Below are 21283 nucleotides of genomic sequence, written 5' to 3'. Positions count from 1 at the left end.
CGCAGAATGCGGGACCTCCGGTGGGAGGTCCCGCATTCTGCGGTTAACGGGTGCGCTAGACGCGTTCAACCTTGACCGGTTCGGCCAGCAGCGCGCTCAGCGATTCGTTCAGGTCCTGCACGGCGATGCCCTTGGAGTGCCTGTCCAGGTCCTCCTCGGACGCCCACTGCTCGGTCAGGACCAGCTTCTCCTCGGTGGCTTCGGTCAGTTCGTACTGGATGCAGCCTGGCTCCTTCACCACCTCGTCGATGGCGATTTCCAGGGCCAGCTTCACGCGGTGGAACTCGCCGTCGTTGGGGACGAACGTTGCTATCAGGTCAATGGGTGCACTCATGGATTTCACAATACCGGGCGCCACCGGGCCGTCCGGTTCTGTTGCCCCTGTTTCCCAGCCTGTCGTTCTTCTCCTGCCGGGATCCTGTTGGTAGCGTGCCATCATGCGTGCTTATACAGCCGGGGACACTGACGTCCCGCTCCTGGAGGAAACCATCGGCGCGAACTTCGAGCGCGTCGCCGCGCAGTTTCCACTCCACGACGCCCTCATCGAGGCCGCACCCGTGGCGGGCGCTGACGCCCGCCGCTGGAGCTACACCAAGATGAACGACGACGTCGACCGGCTGGCCCGCGCGCTCCTCGCCCTGGGCGTCGCCAAGGGGGAGAGGGTGGGCATCTGGAGCCCCAATTGCGCCGAGTGGACGCTGCTGCAGTATGCCACCGCCAAGATGGGTGCCATCCTGGTCAACGTCAACCCCGCATACCGCAGCCACGAACTGGAGTTCGTGGTCAAGCAGAACGGCATGCGCACGCTGGTCACGGCGCCGTCGGACGCCAACAGCGACTACGTCGCCATGGGCCGCCAGGCCCTCCTTACCTGCCCGGACCTGCGGGAACTCGTCTTCCTGCCGGACCATGGCCTGGACGCGCTGAACGCCGGCAGCCCCCAAAGCGACGCCGAACTTACGTACGCCGAGCTGCTCAAGCGCGCCGACGCCGTCGCGCACTCGCACCTGGTGGCCCGCATGGCTGAACTCAGCCCGTACGATCCCATCAACCTCCAGTACACCTCCGGTACCACGGGGTTCCCCAAGGGCGCCACGCTGACGCACCACAACATCCTGAACAACGGTTTTGCGATCGGCGAGCTGCTGGGCTACACGGAGCACGACCGCGTGGTCATCCCGGTGCCCTTCTACCACTGCTTCGGCATGGTGATCGGCAACCTCAACGCCCTCAGCCACGGCGCCGCCACCATCATCCCGGGCCGGGGCTTCTCGCCCGCCGCCGCACTTGAGGCCGTCCAGGACTTTGAGGGGACGTCCCTGTACGGGGTGCCCACCATGTTCATCGCCGAGCTGGCGCTGCCCGACTTCGGTTCCTACGATCTGTCCACGCTCCGCACCGGGGTCATGGCAGGTTCGCTGTGCCCCATCGAGGTGATGAACCGGGTCATTTCGGAAATGAACATGGTGGATGTGGCCATCTGCTACGGCATGACTGAAACCTCGCCGGTGTCCACCATGACCCGCAAGGGCGACACTCTGCAGCAGCGCACCGAGACCGTGGGCCGGACCATGCCCCAGCTGGAAAGCCGGATTGTGGACCCGGCCACCGGGGAGGAACTGGAACGCGGACAGATCGGCGAACTCTGCACCCGCGGCTATGCCGTGATGGCCGGGTACTGGAACCAGCCGGACAAGACGGCCGAGGCGATCGACGCCGACGGGTGGATGCACACCGGCGACCTGGCCCTCATGGACGAGGACGGCTACGTGGTGGTGGAAGGCCGCATCAAGGACATGGTGATCCGTGGCGGCGAAAACATCTACCCCCGCGAAATCGAGGAATTCCTCTACACGCATCCCGCCATCCAGGATGTCCAGGTCATCGGGGTCCCGGACCAGCGGTACGGCGAGGAACTCATGGCCTGCATCATCCTCAAGCCGGGTGCCGGGCCGCTCGATGCCGACTCCCTGGCAGAGTTCTGCCGCGGGCGGCTGGCCCACTACAAGATTCCCCGCTACGTGGAAGTTCGGGAGAGCTTCCCCATGACGGTCTCGGGGAAGATCCGCAAGGTCCAGATGCGCGAGGAGGCCGTGGCCCGGCTGGGCCTCTGACTATCCGGGCTGCTGCACGAGGTCGAACAGCACTTCGCCCTCGCAGATGGATGTGACCCGGACCGTGTAGCCGTCAAAGGATGCCTGCTGGCCGATAGCGAGCCCGCGGAACTCTTTTGACGCGGGGCTGCCGCCGGAAAAGAGGGCAACCGACAAGTCCGCGGTCACCGGGTCACTCTTGAGGTGCGTGCTGGAAAGCCGGACCAGGGGTGGCTCCGCTGCGGAGGTTGCTGGAAGCAGCGGGAATGAGCCGTTTGCTGATGGGACCACCTTGTAGGTTCCAGTGCTGGTGCAGCTTGGGCTGGAAGCGCGCCCTTGGCCTTTCGTGGCTACTGCCTGCGGCTTCGAATCAACCGTTGTTTCGGGCTGGGCACAGCCAGCGAGGGTCAGGGCCGAGGACAGGGCTGCCAGGACAAGGAGCCAGCCCCACGCCTCCGAAGTTCGCGCCATGAGCCGACCGGCCTCAGGATTGTCCATCGGGCTGCTGTACCAGGTCGAAGCGGACTTCGCGTCCCTGACCAGGCCCCGGAGCCTGTCCAGTTCCGGCGCGGTCAGGTTCGCTTCGCCGCGGTCGGGGTGGCGCGCAACAGAATGCTCCCCGCCGGTCAGATACTCGGCTGTCGAATCCCCGCCGCCCTTGCCGGCGGGGCGTCCAGCAGCGCTGGTCCGGCTTGCCGTGCCACCGGCGCCGCTGGCGAGTTCCTGCTCATCCGCGTGCCGTCCGGCCGCTTTCCCGGCCTCCGCAAGCGCCTCGACGACTTTGCCCAGCAGGAGGCTGTGGGTGCCGTCCCACTCGTTCCGGAACCTTTCGGCGTCGGCCCCTTTCCACCGGCCCGGGTCGCGCACGTCTCTCGACAGCGCCGTTCTGGTGGATGCCAAGCGGGCTGAGGAAGAGGCCAGGGCCTTTCCCAGGGCGCGGAGTTGGGCGACGTCCGCCCCATAAATGCCTGCCATTGTTCCCCCAAATCAGTCCCAGCCTCCAACAGCTTATGCGGCGGCGGGCCAAGGCGGGATGGGGAGAACTGCCCCTAGCCCTCCAGGGAGACCCGGGAGGTGCGGCGTGATAACTGGATAATCGCAAGGGCAGCCAGGACGACTCCTGCCAGCCCTACCGCCGCCAGGAGCTGCCGGGAGGGGCCTCCAGGTGCCGTCAGGGCTTGGAAGGCACCTCGCCCGCCGCGTCCCTGGTCCGCGGTGGTGACCTCTTTGGCAGGGATATTCCACTCCTCTTGGGAGGGAAAGATTCCGGGTGGGAGCTGCACTTCGCGCAGCTCGCGCCGGGCGGCGAGCCGCTCGCGGACCTCCGGGTTCGGGGCCGGTTCCAGATCGTCGGCTGCGATGGCCGTGGGGTAGTCGATGATGTAGGGCTCACCGTAAAACGCCGAGGACGCCACGGACTCCACCCAAGTTGCAGGCGGTGCCGCAACGCCCCGGGCGGCAAAGGCTGACAGCAGCATGTCCCGGATCTCCTCCAAGCCCCTGCCTCCGGCGTCGCGCGACACGTCGAAGATGGCCAGCTGCAGCCTAAGCTTCTCCTCTGCGTCCGGATCCTGGGCGTCCGGATCCAGGACGGCGGGATCCTGGGACGTTCCGGGCACAGCCTCGGAGTTTGGGTTGGTGCTGCCTGTTTCGGAGCTCATGGGATCCTTTCGGTCGACGTTGCCTGCCAGCCTGGTGCCGTCCAACCGGACGGGTGTGGCACCCTGCGGAGCGCCCTATACCGGCTCCGTACCCTCTGGCACGGAGATCAAGCGTTTCCAGGCGGCCGGAAGTGCCGTGCAGGTCAGTGCCCCCGGTGGTCCTGGATGGTCATCCGCGGGCCAAAGGTGGGCTTGCGGAAGCCGGTGGCCTGGATCATCCGGACCACGCGCTGGCGGTGCCCCCGCCAGGGCTCCAAAAGGCGGAGCATCCCGGCGTCGTCGGTCCGCCGTCCGGTCAATGCGGCCCCCACGTAGGCCGCGAGGTGGTAGTCGCCCACCGAGATCGAGTCCGGGCAGCCGTGGGTGCGCTGCACCACCTCGGCCGCGGTCCACACCCCAATCCCCGGGATGGCCTGCATCTTCTCCGCTGCCTCCAGCGCCGGCAGCGCCGCGAGGCGTTCAAGCGCGGCGGCGGAGCGCAGGGCGCGCATGACGGTGGCGGAGCGCTGGGGTCCCACCCCGGCCTTGTGCCACTCCCAGCTGGGAACCTGCAGCCACTGGGTTGCCGTCGGTGCCACGAGCAAACCGCGCGGGGTGGACGTCCCGGCCGGGGGCGCCGGAGTCCCGTAACGCTGCACCAGGTAGCGGTAGGCGCGCCGCGCCTCGATCACCGTCACCTTCTGCTCCAGGATGATCGGCACCAGCTGGTCCACCATGCGGCCGCTTGAAGGCAGCCGGACCGCCAGGCTGCGGCGCCGCGCCTCCCGCACCATGCGCGGCAGCGTGGCATGGAAAGCCGGTTCATCGAAACCCTGCCAGTCGTCGTCGGCCCCCAACAGGCGGGGCGCCGCCTGCACGGCGGCTGCGGCGCCGGGCCCCCACGCCTGGATATCCACCAACGGCGCACCCACATCGCCGCCACCCGCGGGGGCGAGCCGCATGGTGGCCGGACCGTCCGGCGTCGTAAAAGCATTCCAGACAACGTCCCCGTGCACGCAGAAGGAAGGATCGCTGTTGCCGCGCAGGAGCGGGCCAAGGGTCCGGGAAAGGCTGTAGGGGGCCTCCGGATACCAGCGCAGCGACACGTCCGCCGCGGCTGCCAGCCGGGGAGGTGCCTCTGCGATCGTCATGCCTTCAATCGTCCCACGGACCACTGACAGCGGCGGGACCATCGGCCCTTCTGCGCATTGCGACCCCGGATTAGGATCACCGCGTGTGGCGCCCGGACACCGGCGCAAGGCACCCAACCAACAGATAAGCACAGGAACACGGAGGGCAACCATGGGCGGAGTAGTGCATTTCGAGATCCCCGCGGACGACCAGAAGCGGGCCAGGAAGTTCTACCAGGAGGCGTTGGGCTGGCGGATCGAACCGGTGCCGGGGATGGACTACAGCATGGTCATCACCACGGACATGGACGACGACGGCCAGCCGGCGGCTGCGGGCGCCATCAACGGGGGAATGATGGCCAGGGAGGGGCAGATCACCGGTCCGGTCATCACCGTGGACGTTCCGGATATCAACGCCACGCTCAAGAGCGTGGAGGAGCTGGGCGGCTCCGTGGTCATGCCCAAAAATGAGATTCCCGGGATGGGCTACACGGCCTACTTCAAGGATCCTGAGGGCAATGTGATGGGCCTCTGGGAGAACCTCCCCGCCGCGGAGAGCGGCCAGGCTCCAGGCAGCTGACCCGCGACAGCTGACCCGGGCAGCTGACGTGGTGACGGCTCAGGGCATTCCGGACACGGCCCACAGTGCCAGCACGGCAAGCGGCACGGTCAGCGCCACCGCCAGCAGTCCCGCCGCTGCGAACCCGCCCCACCGGATGGGAACGTTCAGCACCCGCAGCCGCTCGTGCCAGAGCAACGTGGCCAGCGAGGCCCAGGGAGTCACCAACGGGCCAAGGTTCACGCCGATCAGGAGCGCTGCGAGCCGGGCCGGTGAACCCGCCACCGGTTCCAGTGCCAGGTAGGCGGGGAGGTTGTTGGCAGCGTTGGCCGCACCGGCGCCCAGCCCGGCCAGCTGCAGGAGTGCGGGCAGGCTCTCCCCGGTTCCGGCCACACCCGCCAGCAGGGACGTGAGGCCGTGCGCGTGCAGGGCTTCCAGCAGCATGAACAGCCCCACCGTCAGCATCAGCGGCCGCCACGGGACCATGGACCACCGCAGGGCGGAGGGCCGGCGCCGGAGGAAGACCGCCACCAGGACGGCGGCGGCGGCGAGCGCCGGGTACTGGACCGGAAGTCCGGACACCAGTGCAGGCAACAGGACCACCAGCGTGATCCCTGCGGCTTTAAGCAGGGTCCGGTCGCGGATGGGATGGGCCGGTTGCGGTCCGTACGTTCCGCGCAGGTCCCGCCGGAACGCCAGCCACAGCAGGCCAAGGGGGACCAGCAGGCCAACCAGGGCCGGAGCCCAAACCAGCCCGGCGAAGCGCAAGGGGCTCAGGCCCAGCCGGTCCTGCGCCAGGAGGTTGGTCAGGTTGGACACCGGCAGCAGCAGGGACGCGGTATTGGCCAGCCAGATGCTGGTCAGCGCGAAAGGCAACGGCGGGATCCGGGCATGGACGGCCAACAGGACCACCACCGGTGTCACCAGCACCGCCGTCGTATCCAGGGACAGGAACACGGTGGACACCGTTGCCACTGCCACCACCAGGAGCCACAGGAGGAATACGCGGCCCCGGCCCAGTGCGGCCAAGCGGTCCGTCACCACCCGGAACAGCCCTGCTTCGTCCACGAGCTCGGTGACCAGGGACATGGCCAGCACGAAGGCCAGGATGGGAATGGTCCGGGACGCCAGGTCCCCGAACGCGGGAACGGGCAGCACACCGGATGCCAGGGTGGCCACGCCTGCTGCCAGGGTTGCGCCGGGCAGCAGGTAGCTGCGGGTGGCTCTCAGCCATGCGAACTGCTTCACCGGCCTATCCTCGCACCCGCGGCAGGGATCGGCTCGCAGGAAGCGGTAGCTTTGTACCTATGAAGTACGCCCAGTCCATCCTGGACCTCATCGGCAATACCCCGCTCATCAAACTCAACCACGTGACTGAGGGCATCAAGGCCACCGTCCTGGTCAAACTGGAGTACCTGAACCCCGGGGGGTCCATCAAGGACCGGATCGCGGCGCAGATGATCGAGGACGCCGAACGCGAGGGCAAACTGAAGCCCGGCGGCACCATCGTGGAGCCGACCTCAGGGAACACCGGGGTGGGCCTTGCCCTCGTGGCGCAGCAGAAGGGCTACAAGTGCGTCTTCGTGGTCCCGGACAAGGTGGGCGAGGACAAGCGTGCCGTGCTCCAGGCCTACGGTGCGGAAGTGGTGGTCACGCCCACCTCCGTTCCGCCGGACAGCCCCCAGAGCTACTACGGCGTCTCGGACCGGATTACCCGCGAGACCCCGGGCGCCTTCAAGCCGGACCAGTTCTCCAACCCTGCCGCGCCCGGCAGCCACTACAAGACCACTGGGCCGGAGATCTGGCGGGACACCGACGGCAAGGTCACCCACTGCGTCATCGGCGCCGGCACGGGCGGCACCATCACCGGCACCGGCCGGTACCTCAAGGAGGTTTCGGCTGACAGGCCGGAGTCCGACGGCGGTGTGGTCCGGATCATCGGCGCGGACCCCGAAGGTTCGGTCTACTCAGGCGGCACCGGGCGCCCGTACTTCGTGGAAGGCGTCGGGGAGGACATGTGACCGGCCAACTATGACAAGACCATCCCGGACGACGTCATTGCCGTCTCCGATGCTGACTCCTTTGCCATGACCCGGCGCCTGGCGCGGGAGGAGGGTCTGCTGGTGGGCGGTTCCTCCGGCATGGCCGTAGCAGCCGCGCTCAAGGCGGCCAGGGACCTGCCGGAGAGCGCCGTCGTCGTGGTCATCCTGCCCGACTCCGGCCGCGGCTACTTGGCCAAAATCTTCAACGACCAGTGGATGCGCTCCTACGGATTCCTCTCCGGCGGCGAGGAAACCTCCGTGGGGGAGGTCATCAAATCCAAGAACGGCGAGCTGCCCGACCTGGTTCACATCCACCCCAACGAGTCGGTCCGCGACGTCATCAACATCATGAACGAGTTCGGCGTCAGCCACATCCCGGTCCTCTCACAGGAACCGCCGGTGGTCATGGGCGAGGTCCTCGGCGCCGTGGACGAGCGCACCCTGACCGCCAAACTGTTCCGCGGCGAAGCGAAGCTGACGGACAAGATCTCCGAACACATGGGCCCCAAGCTGCCCGTGATCGGCTCACTGGAAACCATCTCCGCTGCCAGGGAACTGCTCTCTGACACGGACACCCTGATGGTCACGTTCGTGGGCGCGCCGGTGGGCATCCTCACCCGGCACGACCTGCTGGCCTACCTCAGCAACTGATCTGCGTCACCCAAAAGGAGCATCATGACTGCCTCTGAAAACCAGGGTTTCAACACCCGCGCCGTCCACGCCGGCCAGGCCTTCGAGCCCCGCACGGGAGCAGTGGTCCCGCCGCTGCACTTCAGCTCCACCTACGCGCAGGACGGCATCGGCGGCCTGCGCAGCGGCTATGAGTACGGGCGCGGCGGCAACCCGACACGGGACGCGCTCCAGGAACAGCTCGCGGCACTGGAGCTGGGCACGCACGCCTACAGTTTCAGCTCCGGGCTCGCCGCGGAGGACGCCCTGATCCGCGCGCTGACCCGCCCCGGGGACCACATTGTGTTGGGCAACGACGCCTACGGCGGCACCTACCGGCTCATCAGCCGTGTCCTGGGCGACTGGGGGATCGGCAACACACCGGTGGACATGGCCAACCTGGACAGGGTCCGCCGTGCGGTGGCTGCGCACAAGACCCGGTTCGTATGGGTGGAGACGCCGTCCAACCCGCTGATGAAGATCACCGACATTGTGGCGCTCGCCGACATAGCGCACGACGCCGGGGCCCTCCTGGTGGTCGACAACACCTTCGCGTCGCCCTACCTGCAGAACCCGCTCGCCCTGGGTGCCGACGTGGTGGTCCATTCCACCACGAAGTACATTGGCGGCCACTCCGACGTGGTGGGTGGCGCCGTCGTGGTCAAGGACGAGGAACTGGCCGAGAAGATCGGCTTCGTCCAGTTCGCGGTGGGGGCCGTGTCCGGCCCCATGGACGCCTTCCTGACCACCCGCGGACTCAAGACGCTCGGCGTCCGGATGGACCGGCACAGCGAGAACGGCCAGGCCGTGGCCGAGTGGCTGCTGGAGCGCCCGGAGGTGGAGGCCGTCCTCTACCCGGGCCTGCCAGGCCACCCCGGCCATGAGCTGGCCAAATCCCAGATGCGCAAGTTCGGCGGCATGGTGTCCGTGCAGTTCAAGGGCGGTGAAGCCGCTGCCCGCAAGGTGGCCGAGTCTACGTCCGTGTTCACGCTGGCGGAGTCCCTGGGCGGGATCGAATCGCTCATGAACTACCCGTCGGAGATGACGCACGCGTCCGTCAAGGGCACGGAGCTGGCCGTCCCGGTAAACCTGCTGCGCCTGTCCTGCGGCATCGAGGACAAGGAAGACCTGATCGCGGACCTGGACCAGGCCTTCTCGAATATCCCGTAACGGTAGGCGGACCTCTGGCTTTCTTGAAGAAAGTTAACTAGTGTTCCGGTATGCCTCTTCGATCCGACTGGTCCCAACGCAACTGCAGCATGGCCCGCGGCCTGGACATCCTGGGTGACCCCTGGTCCATCCTGGTCCTGCGGGAGGTCTTCTTCGGCAACGGGCGCTTCGACGCCATGAAGAGCCGGCTGGAGGTGGCGGACTCGGTCCTCACGAAGCGGCTGGCAGGCCTGGTTGAGTCCGGACTGCTGGAGAAAAAGGCGTACGACGACGGCGGGCGCACCCGCCAGGAGTACGTCCTCACACCCAAAGGTGAGGACGTACTGCCGGTCCTGAACGCGGTGACCATCTGGGCGGAGAAGCATTTGCCGGCACCGTCGGATCAGGCGCATCTCCACGTCATCCATTCCGGCTGCGGAAAAGCCACCAGTTCGGCGGACACCTGCACCGAATGCGGGGAGCGGCTGACCGCGGCGAACACCAGCTGGCACAGCCGCGCCCGTTCCGAGGAGCCCATCCGGCTGTCCACCGCTTCCGGGAAAGGAACGGCCGCGTGAGCGCCCTGCCCGGGGATACGGCGGACACGTCGACGCTGCAGACCCCGCGCGGACGGGGGCGCCGCTTCCACCCCGCCTGGGTCGTCGCCGCCGTCGCCTTCCTGGCGCTGGTGGGGGCCGCCGGTTTCCGGGCTGCTCCCGGCGTCCTCATGGTCCCGCTCCAGCAGGAGTTCGGCTGGTCCACCACTGTGCTGTCCGCGGCCGTAAGCATCAACCTGGTGCTCTTCGGCCTCACCGCCCCGTTCGCCGCCGCCCTGATGGAGCGCTTCGGCATCCGGGCCGTGACGGCGACGGCACTGGTCCTGATCGGGATGGGCAGCGCGCTGACGGTGCTGGTGAACCAGTCCTGGCAGATCCTGCTGACGTGGGGGCTGCTGATCGGGCTGGGGACGGGCTCCATGGCCCTGGTCTTCGCCGCCACTATCGCCAACACGTGGTTCACCAAGAGCCGCGGCCTGGTCATTGGCATCCTCACCGCCGCAGCGCGGTACCAGCTGGTCTTCCTGCCCTTCATCGCCATGCTTGCGCAGGACCCCGGCTGGCGGCAGGCCTCCCTGCTCATCGCTGCCGGCGCCCTGGCCGTGGTCCCGCTGGTGCTGAAGTTCCTCAAGAACTCGCCGGCCGACGTCGGGGTGCTGCCCTACGGTGCTGCGCCGGTGGACGTCGAGGCTAAAGAGGCCGCACCGGTCCAGGACAGCGGACCCCGCACCAACGCCGCCGTCCGCGCCCTCCAGGTGCTGCGGCGCGCCAGCAAGGTCAGGACCTTCTGGGCCCTCGCGGCGGGGTTCGCCATCTGCGGCGCCACCACCAACGGGCTGATCGGCACCCACTTCATCCCCTCCGCGCACGACCACGGCATGCCTGAAACCACCGCCGCGGGACTGCTGGCCGTCGTCGGGATCTTCGACATCATCGGGACCATCGCCTCGGGCTGGCTGACGGACCGGTTCAACCCCCGCATCCTGCTGGCCGTCTACTACCAGTTCCGCGGGATCGGCCTGCTGGTGCTTCCGCTGCTGCTGAACGCCGAAGTGCAGCCCAGCATGATCGTGTTCGTGGTGATCTACGGCCTGGACTGGGTGGCCACCGTTCCACCCACGGCAGCCATCTGCCGCGAAACGTTCGGAGCTGACGGCAGCGTGGTCTTCGGATGGGTCTTTGCAGCGCACCAGCTGGGCGCCGCCGGAGCCGCCATCGCCGCCGGGGCCCTCCGTGATGCCACCGGGCACTACACCTACGCCTGGTTCGGTGCGGCCGCGATGTGCACCATCGCCGCGGTCATCAGTGCCACCATCCGCCGGCACCACAGCCGGCGGGAAGCGGAGCCCGCAGCGGCCTGAAACGCGGCGCCGCTAGGCTGGTCGGATGGAACCCCTCACTCCCGCCCCTTCCCGTCCTGTTGCCCTGGTCACCGGTGTGGGCCGGCTGGCAAGCATCGGCGCGGGAATTGCCCGCCAGCTCGCGGCGGACGGCTGGGACCTGGTCCTGTCCTACTGGGCCGACTACGACGCCCGCATGCCGTGGGGGAGCGAACCCGAAGACGTGGTACGCCTGACCGCGGAGCTGGAAGCCATCGGTGCCCAGGTCCATGTCCTGTCCGCCGACCTGCAGGATCCCGGCGTCCCGGACCGGCTCGTGGCGGAGGCGGCCCAGCTGGCCGGTCCGCTGCAGGGCCTGGTGCTCAGCCATGCCGAGTCGGTGGATTCCGGCGTGCTGGACACCACGGTTGAGTCCTTCGACCGGCATTTCGCCGTGAACACGCGTGCCAGCTGGCAGCTGATTGCCGCCTTCGCCCGCCAGGCCACAGACGACGGCGGCGCGATCGTTGCGCTGACCAGTGACCACACAGCGTTCAACCTTCCCTACGGCGCCTCCAAGGGTGCCCTGGACAGAATCGTGATTGCCGCCGCCCGCGAGCTGGGACCACAGGGCATCTCCGCGAACGTCCTCAACCCGGGGCCTGTGGACACCGGCTGGATGACCCCGGAGGTGCGCGAAGAGCTCACGGCGCAGCAGCCGGGCGGCCGCCTGGGCACCCCGGCGGACGTTGCCAGGACCGTGGCCTTCCTGCTCTCACCGGCCGGACGATGGGTCTCCGGTCAGCTGATCAAGTCCGACGGCGGCTTCTCCGCCTGAGCGCTGCGCCGCAACCCGCCGCCAACCCGCGCTCAGTGGAAGGCATCAAGCCCGGTGATGTGCCGGCCCAGGACCAGGGTGTGCACCTCGTCGGTACCCTCGTAGGTCCGCACTGATTCCAGGTTCGCAGCGTGCCGCAGCGGTGAGTAGTCGGTGGTAATGCCGTTGCCGCCCAGGATGGTCCGGGCCTCGCGGGCGATCCTGATGGCTTCGCGCACGTTGTTCAGCTTGCCCAGCGAGATCTGTTCGGGCCGGATAGTCCCCGCGTCCTTGAGTAAGCCCAAGTGCAGGGCCAGCAGTGTGCCCTTCTGGATCTCGAGCAGCATGTCCACCAGTTTCTGCTGCGTGAGCTGGTAGCCCGCCAGCGGCTTGCCGAACTGCAGCCGCTCCAGTGAGTAATCCAGTGCTGCCTCGTAGGAATCCCGGGCGGCGCCCATGGCACCCCAAGCGATCCCGTACCGGGCCTCGTTAAGGCAGGTGAACGGGCCGCGGAGCCCGCGCGCAGCCGGGAGCAGGGCCTCAGGACCCAGCCGGACGTCGTCGAACACCACGTCGCACTGGATGGAGGCGCGCATGGACAGCTTCTGCCGGATGGGCGTGGCCGTCACGCCGGGTGTGCCGGCCGGCACCAGGAAGCCGTGCACGCCGTCGTCGGTCATGGCCCACACCACCATGACGCTTACCACGGAGGCCAGCCCGATCCAGCGCTTGGTGCCGTTGAGCACCCAGCCGGCGTCGTCCCCGCTGCCGTCCCGGACCGCGGAGGTGGCCATGGAGGCGGGGTCCGATCCGGCCGTGGGCTCGGTCAGGGCGAAGCACCCGATGACCTCGCCGGCGGCCATCCGGGGCAGCCACTCCTGCTTCTGCTCCTCGGAGCCCCAGGTGTGGATGGCGGTCATGGCCAGCGAACCCTGGACGGACACGAAGGTGCGGATGCCTGAATCCCCGGCCTCCAGTTCCATCGCCGCCAGGCCGTACACGACGGCGGACCGGCCCGGGCAGCCATAGCCCTCCAGGTGCATCCCCAGGACGCCCAGCTCACCGAGTTCCGTCGCCAGTTCAAGGGGAAAGACGGCGTCCTCGTACCAGCGGGCGATGTCCGGTTTGATCCGCTGGTGGGTGAAGTCGCGGACCTTCTGCCGGAGCTCCAGTTCCTCCGCGGACAGCAGGGAGTCGAGGTCCAGGACGTCGGAGGGGCCCGCGGTCACGGCGTCACTCTCTTCACCGCGCATCTCTTCAGCAGTCATTTTTTTGCCCGTCATTTCTTTACCAGGAAGTAGCCGCGGGTGGCGGGCAGGAACCGGCAGAGGGCGGCGAGCACCACGCCGATCGCCAGCAGCACCACACCGCTCACGAAGGCACCGCCGATGCCGAAGATCTGGGTGTCGCCGTAGGCCGGGTCCCACATCTGGACGGCCGAGATGAAGAACGCCGCGGTCAGCAGCAGCGCGCCGGCGAGCGGGAGGATGCCGCGGAACCAGAGGTTGCGGGCCGAGTCCCGGAGCGTTCCGCGGAAGTACCAGAAGCAGGCGAAGCCGGTCAGGGCGTAGTAGAACGCGATGAACAGGCTGATGGCGCTGATGGAGTCCGCCAGCAGGTTTTCACTGAGGAAGCTCATGGCCACGTAGTAGGCGGCCGCGGCGGTACCCATCACCTTGGTGGAAAAACCCGGGGTCTGGTTGCGCGGGTGCACCTCGCCGAACTTCGCCGGCAGGGCGCCGTGGACGCCCATGGACAGGGTGCCGCGGGCGGTCGGGAGGATGGTGGTCTGCGTGGAGGACAGGACGGAGGCGAGGACCGCGACGACGATCAGCCAGCCCCACGGCCCCAGCACCACATCCTTCATGGCCAGGAACACGTCGTCCTGATTGGCCTCATTGCCCAGGCCGATGCCCTCGGACCCCACGGTGGCGTACATCATCACCAGCAGCGCCACCGAAACATAGATGGCCACCAGCACGAAAGCGGAGATGACCGCGCCCCGGCCCGGAGTCGTGGACGGGTCCTCGGTTTCCTCGTTGACCGCCAGGCAGGTGTCCCAGCCCCAGTAGATGAACAAGGCAAGGAGGGCGCCGTGCACCACGGCGCCGGGGTCGGCAAAAGCGCCCACCGGGTTGAACCAGTCGAAGTCGAAAGCCTGGCCCTCGGGCGCCCCGCCCACGATCCGCATGACGATGGCCAGCGCAAAGATGCCCAGCGCAATGTACTGGACATACGTGAGGACGCGCTGGACGTGCTCGCCCAGCCGGATCCCGCGGTAGTTCACCAGGGTCATCAGCACGATGAACAGCAGGCCCGTTCCGGTGACCAGCAGCTTGTTCTGTGCCAGTGACCCGTCACCCACCAGCAGCCAGAGGTACTGGCCCGCCACCTGCGCCAGGTTGGCCAGGACCACGATCCCGGCCAGCGCCACACCCCAGCCGCCCAGCCACCCGGCCCACGGGCCGAAGGCCTGCCGGGACCAGGTGAACGTGGTGCCGCAGTCAGGAATGGCGCTGTTGAGCTCGCGGAAGGCGTAGGCGATGAAGAGGACCGGGATGAAGCCCAGCAGCAGGATCAGGGGAGTGTAGTTGCCGTTGACGGCAACAATCAGGCCCAGGGTGGCAGCCAGCGAGTACACCGGGGCGGTGGATGCGAGCCCCAGCATCACGGAGTCGCCCAGGTCCAGGATCCCGGCCCGCAGACCCTTGGCCGGCACCGGGGTGCCGGCCCCGCCGCCCTGGCTTCCCGCCGTCGAAATATCCGTGCTCATAAGGTGATACCTGCCTTGGTGGAGTCGGCCACCGCCGAAAGCGGGGCCGGCGCGTCAATGGTGTTGGGCACAAAGCGGCAGAAGTAGTCCGTGACCGGGCCGTCCGATTCACGGATGCCGCAGCCCACGGACTCGCCGTCCACCACCCACAGGCCCAGGACCGGACGGTTGCCGTCGAAGTCCGGGAGCGGATGGTACTGCTGGTAGCACCAGCCCTCCCGGCCGTACCCGCCGGGCTGCTCCAGCTTGAGGCCGTCCGCGTGAATGCGGATGTTGTCGCCCTCGCGGCCATGCAGGGGCTTGGCCACCCATTCCTTCAACGGACCCGGGTCCGTGAGGTACGCCGGCAGCAGGTTGGGGTGGTCGGGGTACAGGTGCCACAGCGCGGCGAGCAGGGCCTTGTTGGAGAGCAGCATTTTCCAGGCCGGTTCCACCCAGCGCGGGTTGTGGGCCCGCTCCAGGAGGCGGGGGCCGAACTCCTCCTTCATCATCAGCTCCCAGGGGTAGAGCTTGAAGATGGTGCTGATCATGAAATTGTCCAGGTCCACGAAGCGGTTCAGGTTGGGGTCCCACCCGATATCGGACATGTTGATGCCGATGGTGGTCCATCCGGCCTGGCTGGCGACGTCACGCATGTAGGCGGCGGTCATCCAGTCCTCCCCGGATTCCTCAACTTCCGAATGGGCAACGTGCAACGTGCTCATGCCCGTGCGGTACTGGAACTTCTTCCACTGCCGGATCAGGGCCTCGTGAATGCCGTTCCACTGGTCCTTTTCCGGGTGGACGTCCTGCAGCCAGAACCATTGGGCCACAGCGGCCTCGATGAGCCCGGTGGGGGTGTCCGCGTTGTATTCGAGCATCTTGGCGGGGCCGCCCTGGCCGTCATAGATAAAGTCGAACCGGCCGTACACGTCCACGTCGGCGGCCTGCAGGGATTCCGCGGCGAGCTCCAGGGCCTGGGGTCCGATGCCGATGCTGCCCATGGCGCCGGTGGCCAGGAACTTCGCCGCTTCCAGGCACATCCGGTGCATGTCCTCGGCGGCGAGCTCGAGCGTTTCCACCTCGTCCATGGTGAACTCGTAGTACGCCGATTCGTTCCAGTACTCGATCCTGCGCCCGTCATCCATGGTGGTGGTGGAGAAGACCAGGCCCTGCTCTTCGATCTTCTGCTTCCAGCCCGGCCGGGGCTCAGACAACAACCGTTTCATCCGTCAGCCTCCCGAGACCTTGCCGCCGCCGCCGCTTGAACCGCTCTTGGCGCTTGAACCGAACCCGCCGCGGCTGACCGTGCCGCCCTTGCTGCTGTAACCCGTGGACGCCTTGGCGCCAGTGGGGACGCTGCGCGTGTAGTTTGGCGCGGTGGACCTGTTCTGGCCGATGGGCGGAACGCTCGCCCCGCGGGAATAGAAGTACCAGGCGTAGATGCCGCCGCTGCGCCCGGCGGAACTGTCACAGCTGCTGTCCGCCACGCGCTCGCCGGTTTCGTCGTTGAAACAGACCTGTGCGTACTCGGGGTCATCCTCATTGCTGGCCACCACCGCCGTGATGGTGCTTACCAGGAGCGCGGTCACGCCGAGGCCCACCACCACGGTTCGCCGCTGGGAGCGCTTCTTGCGGGCCGCGGCCTGGTTGAGCTGCTTCTCCCGCTCGCGTGCAAACGGATCGACGGGGGTGACGGGTTCATTGAGGAGCTCGGGACGCAGGTCCGGCTTGGGGACCTGCCAGGGCGGTGGCTTGGCGGTGCTGCCGGCGCCAGTGCTGCCGTCGGGTGCCGGCCCGGTCTCCGGATCCTCTTTTGGGTCTTTCTGGTTCGAGTCCACGGCGTCCCCCTCAAATTCGTCACGCGAGATGTGGGCACAGCACTGCACCCCCAATGCAAGTCTCGAATCAGCGTAGTCCCTGCCGGTGCCGCCTGCGAGCAGGAACCCACTGCGGCAACGGGGGAGAAGTGCCCATTGCGGGGACCTGCAGGCGCGTCCCGCGGAAACCCTAGACTGATGCCATGGAACCAGGTTCAGTGCTTGCCGTCTGCCGCGTCCACCAGCTCCTGGGAGACCAGGGCAGCGTGGGTGTCACGGCCATCGACAAGCGCCCGGCCGATGGTCCGGTCAAAGTGCACAAGCTGGGCCTGCGCGGGGACATCCAGGCCAACAGGGCACACCACGGCGGGGAGGACCAGGCCGTCTACGCCTATTCCCAGGCCGACGCAGACTTCTGGTCCGGCGCTTTGGGGCGGGAGCTGCCGCCGGGCATCTTCGGTGAGAACCTGCGGGTCTCCGGCATCGAGGCCACCCACGCGGTGATCGGGGAGCGCTGGACGGTGGGCTCCGGCGTCGAACTCGAAGTCACGTCGCCGCGCACCCCCTGCGCCACGTTCCAGCGGCGGATGAAGGAACCGCAGTGGGTGAAGCGGTTCACCGACGAGGGGCGGGTGGGGACTTACCTGCGGGTGGTCCGCACCGGCAGCATCCAGGCCGGGGACACCATTGAACGGACGTTCGTCCCGAGCCACGGCGTCACCATAGGCCAGTGGTTCAGTGAGCCGGATGCGGGCATCATTGCGGCCCTCCGCGGAGCAGAGGCCGACGGCGAGATCCGGCTCCAGGATGAGTACCACACCAAGTTCGAGGTACTGCTGCGGCGGCTGGGACGGTAGCACCGCCCCGCGGCACGGCTGCGGGGCGCGCGGCGGTGTGCGCAAGCTCACCGCCGTCGTCGGCCGTTCAATTTCCGGTCTCCGGCATCCGTGCCCTACACTTGAAATATCCCCCACTCCGGAAATCCCTTTTTCCTGCCCAATTCTTGAGGCAGGACTGGCAAGTGTTGGGGCCCGCGCAAGCGATGCGGGCATTTTCATAGGGAGAGCCGGCTAAAGAAAACGCTGTACAGACTGCTGGGATAGCAGCCAAGAGATGCAGCGCGAAGTCCTGCCACGGGATTGCGAAAGCGCCGGACTTCTGTGACCGGCCGGTCAACGTTTGCCCGGCATCATCGGCACGTGTACTGCGGCTCCGCTCACCTCGGGTAGTGCCGCCTGGCCCCCTATGGATGAGGAATATCTCTCTATGCCCGAAAATCAGAACGAAACCACCGCAGCGGCAACCGCTGAAACCGCTACCGTCGAATTCACTGAAGCCGCTGCACCCGCAGCCGAGCCCGCTGCCACCGAAGCTGCCGCAACGGCCGACGTTGCTCCCGCTGCCAAGGCCGCGGATGACGACGAAAACACCGTCAAGTTCGTTGACCTCGGCATCGACGCCCGCGTCCTTGCCGCCCTGCAGGATGTCGGGTACGAAAAGCCGTCCCCCATCCAGGCGGCCACCATCCCGCTGCTGCTCGAAGGCCGCGACGTGGTGGGCCTGGCGCAGACCGGTACCGGCAAGACTGCAGCATTCGCAGTGCCGGCACTGTCCCGCCTGGCCGAACTCCACGACCTCAACGGCCCCTCCCGCAAGACCCAGGCGCTGGTCCTGGCCCCCACCCGCGAGCTGGCCCTCCAGGTTGCCGAGGCCTTCACCTCCTACGCCAAGCACATCGACGACTTCACCGTCCTGCCCGTCTACGGCGGCTCCGCCTACGGCCCCCAGCTCGCCGGCCTGCGCCGCGGCGCCCAGGTGGTCGTCGGTACCCCCGGCCGCGTGATCGACCACATCGCCAAGGGTTCCCTGGACCTGTCCGAACTCCAGTACCTGGTGCTGGACGAGGCTGACGAGATGCTGCGCATGGGCTTCGCCGATGACGTGGAACAGATCTTCCAGCAGACCCCCGAGGGCCGCCAGGTTGCGTTGTTCTCCGCCACCATGCCGGGCCAGATCCGCCGCATGTCCAAGCAGTACCTGAACAACCCGGCCGAGGTGCAGGTCAAGTCCAAGACCACCACCGGCGCCAACACCCGCCAGCGCTACCTGCAGGTCATGGGCCCGCACAAGCTGGACGCCATGACCCGCATCCTCGAGGTGGAAGAGTTCGACGGCGTCATCGCCTTCGTCCGCACCAAGATGGCCACCGAGGACCTGGCTGACAAGCTGCGCGCCCGCGGTTTCCAGGCTGCCGCCATCAACGGCGACATCCCGCAGCAGCAGCGCGAGCGCACCGTCGATGCGCTGAAGGAAGGCCGGATCGACATCCTGGTGGCCACCGACGTCGCAGCCCGCGGGCTCGACGTGGAGCGCATCAGCCACGTCATCAACTACGACATCCCGCACGACACGGAGTCGTACGTGCACCGCATCGGCCGTACGGGCCGTGCCGGCCGTTCCGGTGAAGCCATCCTCTTCATGACGCCGCGGGAGAAGTACCTGCTGCGTTCCATCGAGAAGGCCACGCGCCAGCCGGTGGAGCAGATGCACCTGCCCACCGCCGAGACCGTCAACACGCTGCGCCTGGGCAAGTTCGCCGAGCGCATCACCGAGACCCTTGCGTCCGAGGATGTTTCCGCGTTCCGTGACCTCATCGCTTCCTACGAAGAAGAGCACAACGTTCCCGCTGCCGAGATTGCCGCAGCACTGGCTGTCATGGCGCAGGGCGGCCAGCCGCTCCTGGTGAAGGAACTGCCTGCCGCTCCCGAGTTCCAGAAGCGTGAGCGGTCCAAGGACGGCTTCGGCTCCCGTGGCCCGACCCGGACGCTGACCGAAGGCAACGCCACCTACCGGATTGCCGTGGGACGCCGCCAGCGGGTCATGCCCGGTTCGATCGTGGGCGCCATCGCCAATGAGGGCGGCATCTCCTCTTCGCAGATCGGCGGCATCGACATCCGCTCGGACCACTCCCTGGTGGAACTGCCCGCGGACCTGAGCCAGGACCAGCTGCGCGCCCTGTCCCGCACCCGGATCGGCGGCGAGCTGATCCACCTCGAGCTGGACAACGGCCGCAAGCCCTCCGGCGAGCGCGGCGCCTACCAGGGAAACCGCGGCGGTGACCGCGGCGGCAACTTCAAGGGCAACGGTGGGTTCAAGAAGGAATTCCGCAAAAACGACGGCGAGCGGACCTCCGCTGACCGCGGCGGCCGTTCGTACAGCGACCGTTCAGAGCGTTCCTTCAGCGACCGCGGTGACTCCCGCTTCGCCGGCCACGGCGACGGCTCCCGCAAGCCCCGCAGCGGCGGCGACAGCGGCCACCGCGACTTCAACCGCAAGGGCAAGTGGTAAACACTCCCGCGCGTTGAGGGATTGACGACGGCGATGGGCCGGCTTTCGAGCCGGCCCATCGGCATTTAAGCGGAAGTCGAATGTGGGGCTGGACACATTCCAGCCCCGGCATGTAGGTAACGTGCCTTAGAAAGGCGCTTCCCGGCGTCGGCCGCTCCGCTGTCCATGCCCGTTCAGCCGCGGAATTCCGCGGAAAACGCGGCGTGCGCGGTGCCGGCGGCGGGTGCAATTCCCGGTTCGGGGAAGGGGTGGACGCCGATTTGTTGGTGCGTAAATCTTCCGGTAGAGTATTTACTCGTTGCCCCCCTAGCTCAGTGGTAGAGCGCGTTCTTGGTAAGAACGAGGTCACCGGATCGATTCCGGTGGGGGGCTCTGAATGAGGGCCTGCGTCAAGGCGGTTTGACCGGCTTGACGCAGGTTTTTCTCATTCGTGGCGGTGTAGCTCAGTTGGTTAGAGCGCACGACTCATAATCGTGAGGTCGGGAGATCGAGCCTCCCCACCGCTACAGGCTAAGCCCCCTGGATCGAAAGATCCCGGGGGCTTTCCTGTTTCCAGGATCCGCAGTAGCTTGGCAGCAACTGCGGATGGGGGATTCGGTGGACTTTCTGGCGGCGGTGATGGAGCCGTTCCGATGGCTGGTGTCCGTCATCATGGTGGCTTTCCACGACGGCCTCAGCGCGGCGGGAATGCAGCCGGGGGACGGCTGGACCTGGACGCTGTCCATCATCGGGCTGGTGCTGGTGATCCGCGCCGCTCTGGTTCCGGTATTCCTGGCCCAGGTCCGGGCCCAGCGCCGGATGCGGCTCCTGCAGCCGGACCTGAAGGAGCTCCAGGACAGGTACAAGGGCAGGACGGACCAGGCGTCGCGCCAGGCCATGGCCCAGGAACAGATGGCCCTGTACAGGAAGCATGGCACCAACCCGTTCTCGGCATGCCTGCCGCTGCTGATCCAGGCGCCGTTCTTCCTGGCCCTCTTCCAGGTGCTGTCCGGAATCTCCAGCGCCGCGCGGCAGGACCAGGGCATTGGCGCGCTGGGCAGCGAGCAGGTGGTCCAGTTCGATTCCTCCAGCATTTTTAGAGCTCCGCTGTCCGCCTCGCTGCTGCACGGTGGTGGTGACCCCACTGCGGTGGCGGTGCCCGCCGTCGCCATGATCCTGGTGATGATTGCCTGCCAGTTCCTTACCCAGAAACTCGTGGCGGCTCGGACCATGGCCGGGCAGGACCCTGACAGCCCGCTGATGCGCCAGCAGCGGATCCTCCTGTATATCCTGCCGTTGATCTTTGGCGTGGGCGGGATCTTTTTCCCCATCGGCGTCCTGGTTTACTGGACGGTCTCCAACCTTTGGACGCTGGGCCAGCAATCCCTGGTGTCGCGCTTACCGTGAGT

At 67.4% G+C, this 21283-nt stretch carries 18 protein-coding genes, 2 tRNA genes and 1 pseudogene; 12 read left to right on the top strand and 9 right to left on the bottom strand.

The window, feature by feature from the left end; translation table 11 throughout:
• Positions 1–55: 55 nt before the first annotated feature.
• The gene (locus tag NMQ03_RS15585; protein WP_255172918.1) at positions 56–334 is read right to left on the bottom strand and encodes a putative quinol monooxygenase; all 279 of its coding nucleotides are present in this window, start codon (positions 332–334) and stop codon (positions 56–58) included.
• Positions 335–437: 103 nt separating this feature from the next.
• Between NMQ03_RS15585 and NMQ03_RS15580 the strand changes: the two genes are divergently transcribed.
• Complete coding sequence (locus NMQ03_RS15580; protein WP_255172917.1) at positions 438–2114, top strand: AMP-binding protein; 1677 nt, start codon at positions 438–440, stop codon at positions 2112–2114.
• On the opposite strand, the gene NMQ03_RS15575 is transcribed toward NMQ03_RS15580, so the two are convergent.
• The 3 genes from NMQ03_RS15575 to NMQ03_RS15565 all read right to left on the bottom strand — a co-directional run bounded on the left by NMQ03_RS15575 (position 2115) and on the right by NMQ03_RS15565 (position 4884).
• Positions 2115–3068, bottom strand: a complete 954-nt coding sequence (locus NMQ03_RS15575) for a WXG100 family type VII secretion target (protein ID WP_255172916.1) — start codon at positions 3066–3068, stop codon at positions 2115–2117. It lies immediately after the preceding gene.
• A 74-nt stretch (positions 3069–3142) separates the two neighbouring features.
• Positions 3143–3754, bottom strand: coding sequence for a hypothetical protein (locus NMQ03_RS15570; RefSeq protein ID WP_255172915.1), 612 nt, complete (start codon positions 3752–3754; stop codon positions 3143–3145).
• Positions 3755–3897: 143 nt separating this feature from the next.
• The gene (locus NMQ03_RS15565) at positions 3898–4884 is read right to left on the bottom strand and encodes a DNA-3-methyladenine glycosylase (RefSeq protein WP_255172914.1); all 987 of its coding nucleotides are present in this window, start codon (positions 4882–4884) and stop codon (positions 3898–3900) included.
• A 151-nt stretch (positions 4885–5035) separates the two neighbouring features.
• Between NMQ03_RS15565 and NMQ03_RS15560 the strand changes: the two genes are divergently transcribed.
• Positions 5036–5443 carry a VOC family protein gene (locus tag NMQ03_RS15560; RefSeq protein WP_255172913.1) on the top strand — a complete coding sequence of 136 codons (408 nt, stop codon included), beginning with the start codon at positions 5036–5038 and terminating at the stop codon, positions 5441–5443.
• Between the two features lie 39 nt (positions 5444–5482).
• On the opposite strand, the gene NMQ03_RS15555 is transcribed toward NMQ03_RS15560, so the two are convergent.
• Positions 5483–6670 carry an SLC13 family permease gene (locus NMQ03_RS15555; protein ID WP_255172912.1) on the bottom strand — a complete coding sequence of 396 codons (1188 nt, stop codon included), beginning with the start codon at positions 6668–6670 and terminating at the stop codon, positions 5483–5485.
• Between the two features lie 59 nt (positions 6671–6729).
• On the opposite strand from NMQ03_RS15555, the pseudogene NMQ03_RS15550 reads away from it, so the two are divergent.
• From NMQ03_RS15550 to NMQ03_RS15530, 5 genes and pseudogenes are all read left to right on the top strand, one after another.
• A pseudogene (locus NMQ03_RS15550) lies at positions 6730–8115 on the top strand (cystathionine beta-synthase).
• A gap of 24 nt (positions 8116–8139) precedes the next feature.
• Positions 8140–9303, top strand: a complete 1164-nt coding sequence (locus NMQ03_RS15545) for a cystathionine gamma-synthase (RefSeq protein WP_255172911.1) — start codon at positions 8140–8142, stop codon at positions 9301–9303.
• Between the two features lie 50 nt (positions 9304–9353).
• Positions 9354–9860, top strand: coding sequence for a helix-turn-helix domain-containing protein (locus NMQ03_RS15540; RefSeq protein WP_255172910.1), 507 nt, complete (start codon positions 9354–9356; stop codon positions 9858–9860).
• A gap of 35 nt (positions 9861–9895) precedes the next feature.
• Entirely contained in the window at positions 9896–11200 is a 1305-nt protein-coding gene (locus NMQ03_RS15535) for an MFS transporter (RefSeq protein WP_255175631.1), read from the top strand.
• Positions 11201–11225: 25 nt separating this feature from the next.
• Positions 11226–11996: an SDR family oxidoreductase gene (locus tag NMQ03_RS15530; RefSeq protein WP_255172909.1), complete on the top strand. Its 771-nt coding sequence runs from the start codon at positions 11226–11228 to the stop codon at positions 11994–11996.
• Between the two features lie 32 nt (positions 11997–12028).
• On the opposite strand, the gene NMQ03_RS15525 is transcribed toward NMQ03_RS15530, so the two are convergent.
• Genes NMQ03_RS15525 through NMQ03_RS15510 form a run of 4 tightly spaced genes read right to left on the bottom strand, consistent with a single transcriptional unit; the run spans position 12029 to position 16568 of the window.
• Complete coding sequence (locus NMQ03_RS15525) at positions 12029–13243, bottom strand: acyl-CoA dehydrogenase family protein (protein ID WP_255172908.1); 1215 nt, start codon at positions 13241–13243, stop codon at positions 12029–12031.
• An 11-nt stretch (positions 13244–13254) separates the two neighbouring features.
• Entirely contained in the window at positions 13255–14748 is a 1494-nt protein-coding gene (locus NMQ03_RS15520; RefSeq protein ID WP_255172907.1) for an APC family permease, read from the bottom strand.
• Entirely contained in the window at positions 14745–15956 is a 1212-nt protein-coding gene (locus tag NMQ03_RS15515; protein ID WP_255172906.1) for a glutathionylspermidine synthase family protein, read from the bottom strand. The genes NMQ03_RS15520 and NMQ03_RS15515 overlap by 4 nt, the downstream gene beginning before the upstream one ends.
• Positions 15957–15959: 3 nt before the next feature.
• A complete protein-coding gene (locus tag NMQ03_RS15510) occupies positions 15960–16568 on the bottom strand; it encodes a Tat pathway signal protein (protein WP_255172905.1) in 609 nt (202 codons plus the stop codon).
• 182 nt (positions 16569–16750) lie between these two features.
• On the opposite strand from NMQ03_RS15510, the gene NMQ03_RS15505 reads away from it, so the two are divergent.
• The 5 genes from NMQ03_RS15505 to yidC all read left to right on the top strand — a co-directional run bounded on the left by NMQ03_RS15505 (position 16751) and on the right by yidC (position 21281).
• Positions 16751–17404: an MOSC domain-containing protein gene (locus NMQ03_RS15505; protein WP_255172904.1), complete on the top strand. Its 654-nt coding sequence runs from the start codon at positions 16751–16753 to the stop codon at positions 17402–17404.
• A 409-nt stretch (positions 17405–17813) separates the two neighbouring features.
• Positions 17814–19895 carry a DEAD/DEAH box helicase gene (locus tag NMQ03_RS15500; protein ID WP_255172903.1) on the top strand — a complete coding sequence of 694 codons (2082 nt, stop codon included), beginning with the start codon at positions 17814–17816 and terminating at the stop codon, positions 19893–19895.
• Between the two features lie 300 nt (positions 19896–20195).
• A tRNA-Thr gene (locus NMQ03_RS15495) sits at positions 20196–20267 on the top strand.
• A gap of 60 nt (positions 20268–20327) precedes the next feature.
• Positions 20328–20401: transfer RNA gene (locus tag NMQ03_RS15490), tRNA-Met, on the top strand.
• A 79-nt stretch (positions 20402–20480) separates the two neighbouring features.
• Positions 20481–21281: a membrane protein insertase YidC gene (yidC, locus tag NMQ03_RS15485; RefSeq protein WP_255172902.1), complete on the top strand. Its 801-nt coding sequence runs from the start codon at positions 20481–20483 to the stop codon at positions 21279–21281.
• Positions 21282–21283 lie beyond the last annotated feature (2 nt).

The organism is Arthrobacter sp. DNA4 (assembly GCF_024362385.1).
Classification (GTDB): Bacteria; Actinomycetota; Actinomycetes; order Actinomycetales; family Micrococcaceae; genus Arthrobacter.
Note: the sequence above shows the minus strand (reverse complement) of the source record. Positions and strands in the feature narration are given on the sequence as shown.

What these genes read in the sequence shown, in the direction of transcription:
- NMQ03_RS15585 (WP_255172918.1), bottom strand. Translation starts at nt 334, where the DNA reads ATGAGTGCACCCATTGACCTGATAGCAACGTTCGTCCCCAACGACGGC.
- NMQ03_RS15580 (WP_255172917.1), top strand. Translation starts at nt 438, where the DNA reads ATGCGTGCTTATACAGCCGGGGACACTGACGTCCCGCTCCTGGAGGAA.
- NMQ03_RS15575 (WP_255172916.1), bottom strand. Translation starts at nt 3,068, where the DNA reads ATGGCAGGCATTTATGGGGCGGACGTCGCCCAACTCCGCGCCCTGGGA.
- NMQ03_RS15570 (WP_255172915.1), bottom strand. Translation starts at nt 3,754, where the DNA reads ATGAGCTCCGAAACAGGCAGCACCAACCCAAACTCCGAGGCTGTGCCC.
- NMQ03_RS15565 (WP_255172914.1), bottom strand. Translation starts at nt 4,884, where the DNA reads ATGACGATCGCAGAGGCACCTCCCCGGCTGGCAGCCGCGGCGGACGTG.
- NMQ03_RS15560 (WP_255172913.1), top strand. Translation starts at nt 5,036, where the DNA reads ATGGGCGGAGTAGTGCATTTCGAGATCCCCGCGGACGACCAGAAGCGG.
- NMQ03_RS15545 (WP_255172911.1), top strand. Translation starts at nt 8,140, where the DNA reads ATGACTGCCTCTGAAAACCAGGGTTTCAACACCCGCGCCGTCCACGCC.
- NMQ03_RS15540 (WP_255172910.1), top strand. Translation starts at nt 9,354, where the DNA reads ATGCCTCTTCGATCCGACTGGTCCCAACGCAACTGCAGCATGGCCCGC.
- NMQ03_RS15530 (WP_255172909.1), top strand. Translation starts at nt 11,226, where the DNA reads ATGGAACCCCTCACTCCCGCCCCTTCCCGTCCTGTTGCCCTGGTCACC.
- NMQ03_RS15525 (WP_255172908.1), bottom strand. Translation starts at nt 13,243, where the DNA reads ATGACTGCTGAAGAGATGCGCGGTGAAGAGAGTGACGCCGTGACCGCG.
- NMQ03_RS15520 (WP_255172907.1), bottom strand. Translation starts at nt 14,748, where the DNA reads ATGAGCACGGATATTTCGACGGCGGGAAGCCAGGGCGGCGGGGCCGGC.
- NMQ03_RS15515 (WP_255172906.1), bottom strand. Translation starts at nt 15,956, where the DNA reads ATGAAACGGTTGTTGTCTGAGCCCCGGCCGGGCTGGAAGCAGAAGATC.
- NMQ03_RS15505 (WP_255172904.1), top strand. Translation starts at nt 16,751, where the DNA reads ATGGAACCAGGTTCAGTGCTTGCCGTCTGCCGCGTCCACCAGCTCCTG.
- NMQ03_RS15500 (WP_255172903.1), top strand. Translation starts at nt 17,814, where the DNA reads ATGCCCGAAAATCAGAACGAAACCACCGCAGCGGCAACCGCTGAAACC.
- yidC (WP_255172902.1), top strand. Translation starts at nt 20,481, where the DNA reads ATGGGGGATTCGGTGGACTTTCTGGCGGCGGTGATGGAGCCGTTCCGA.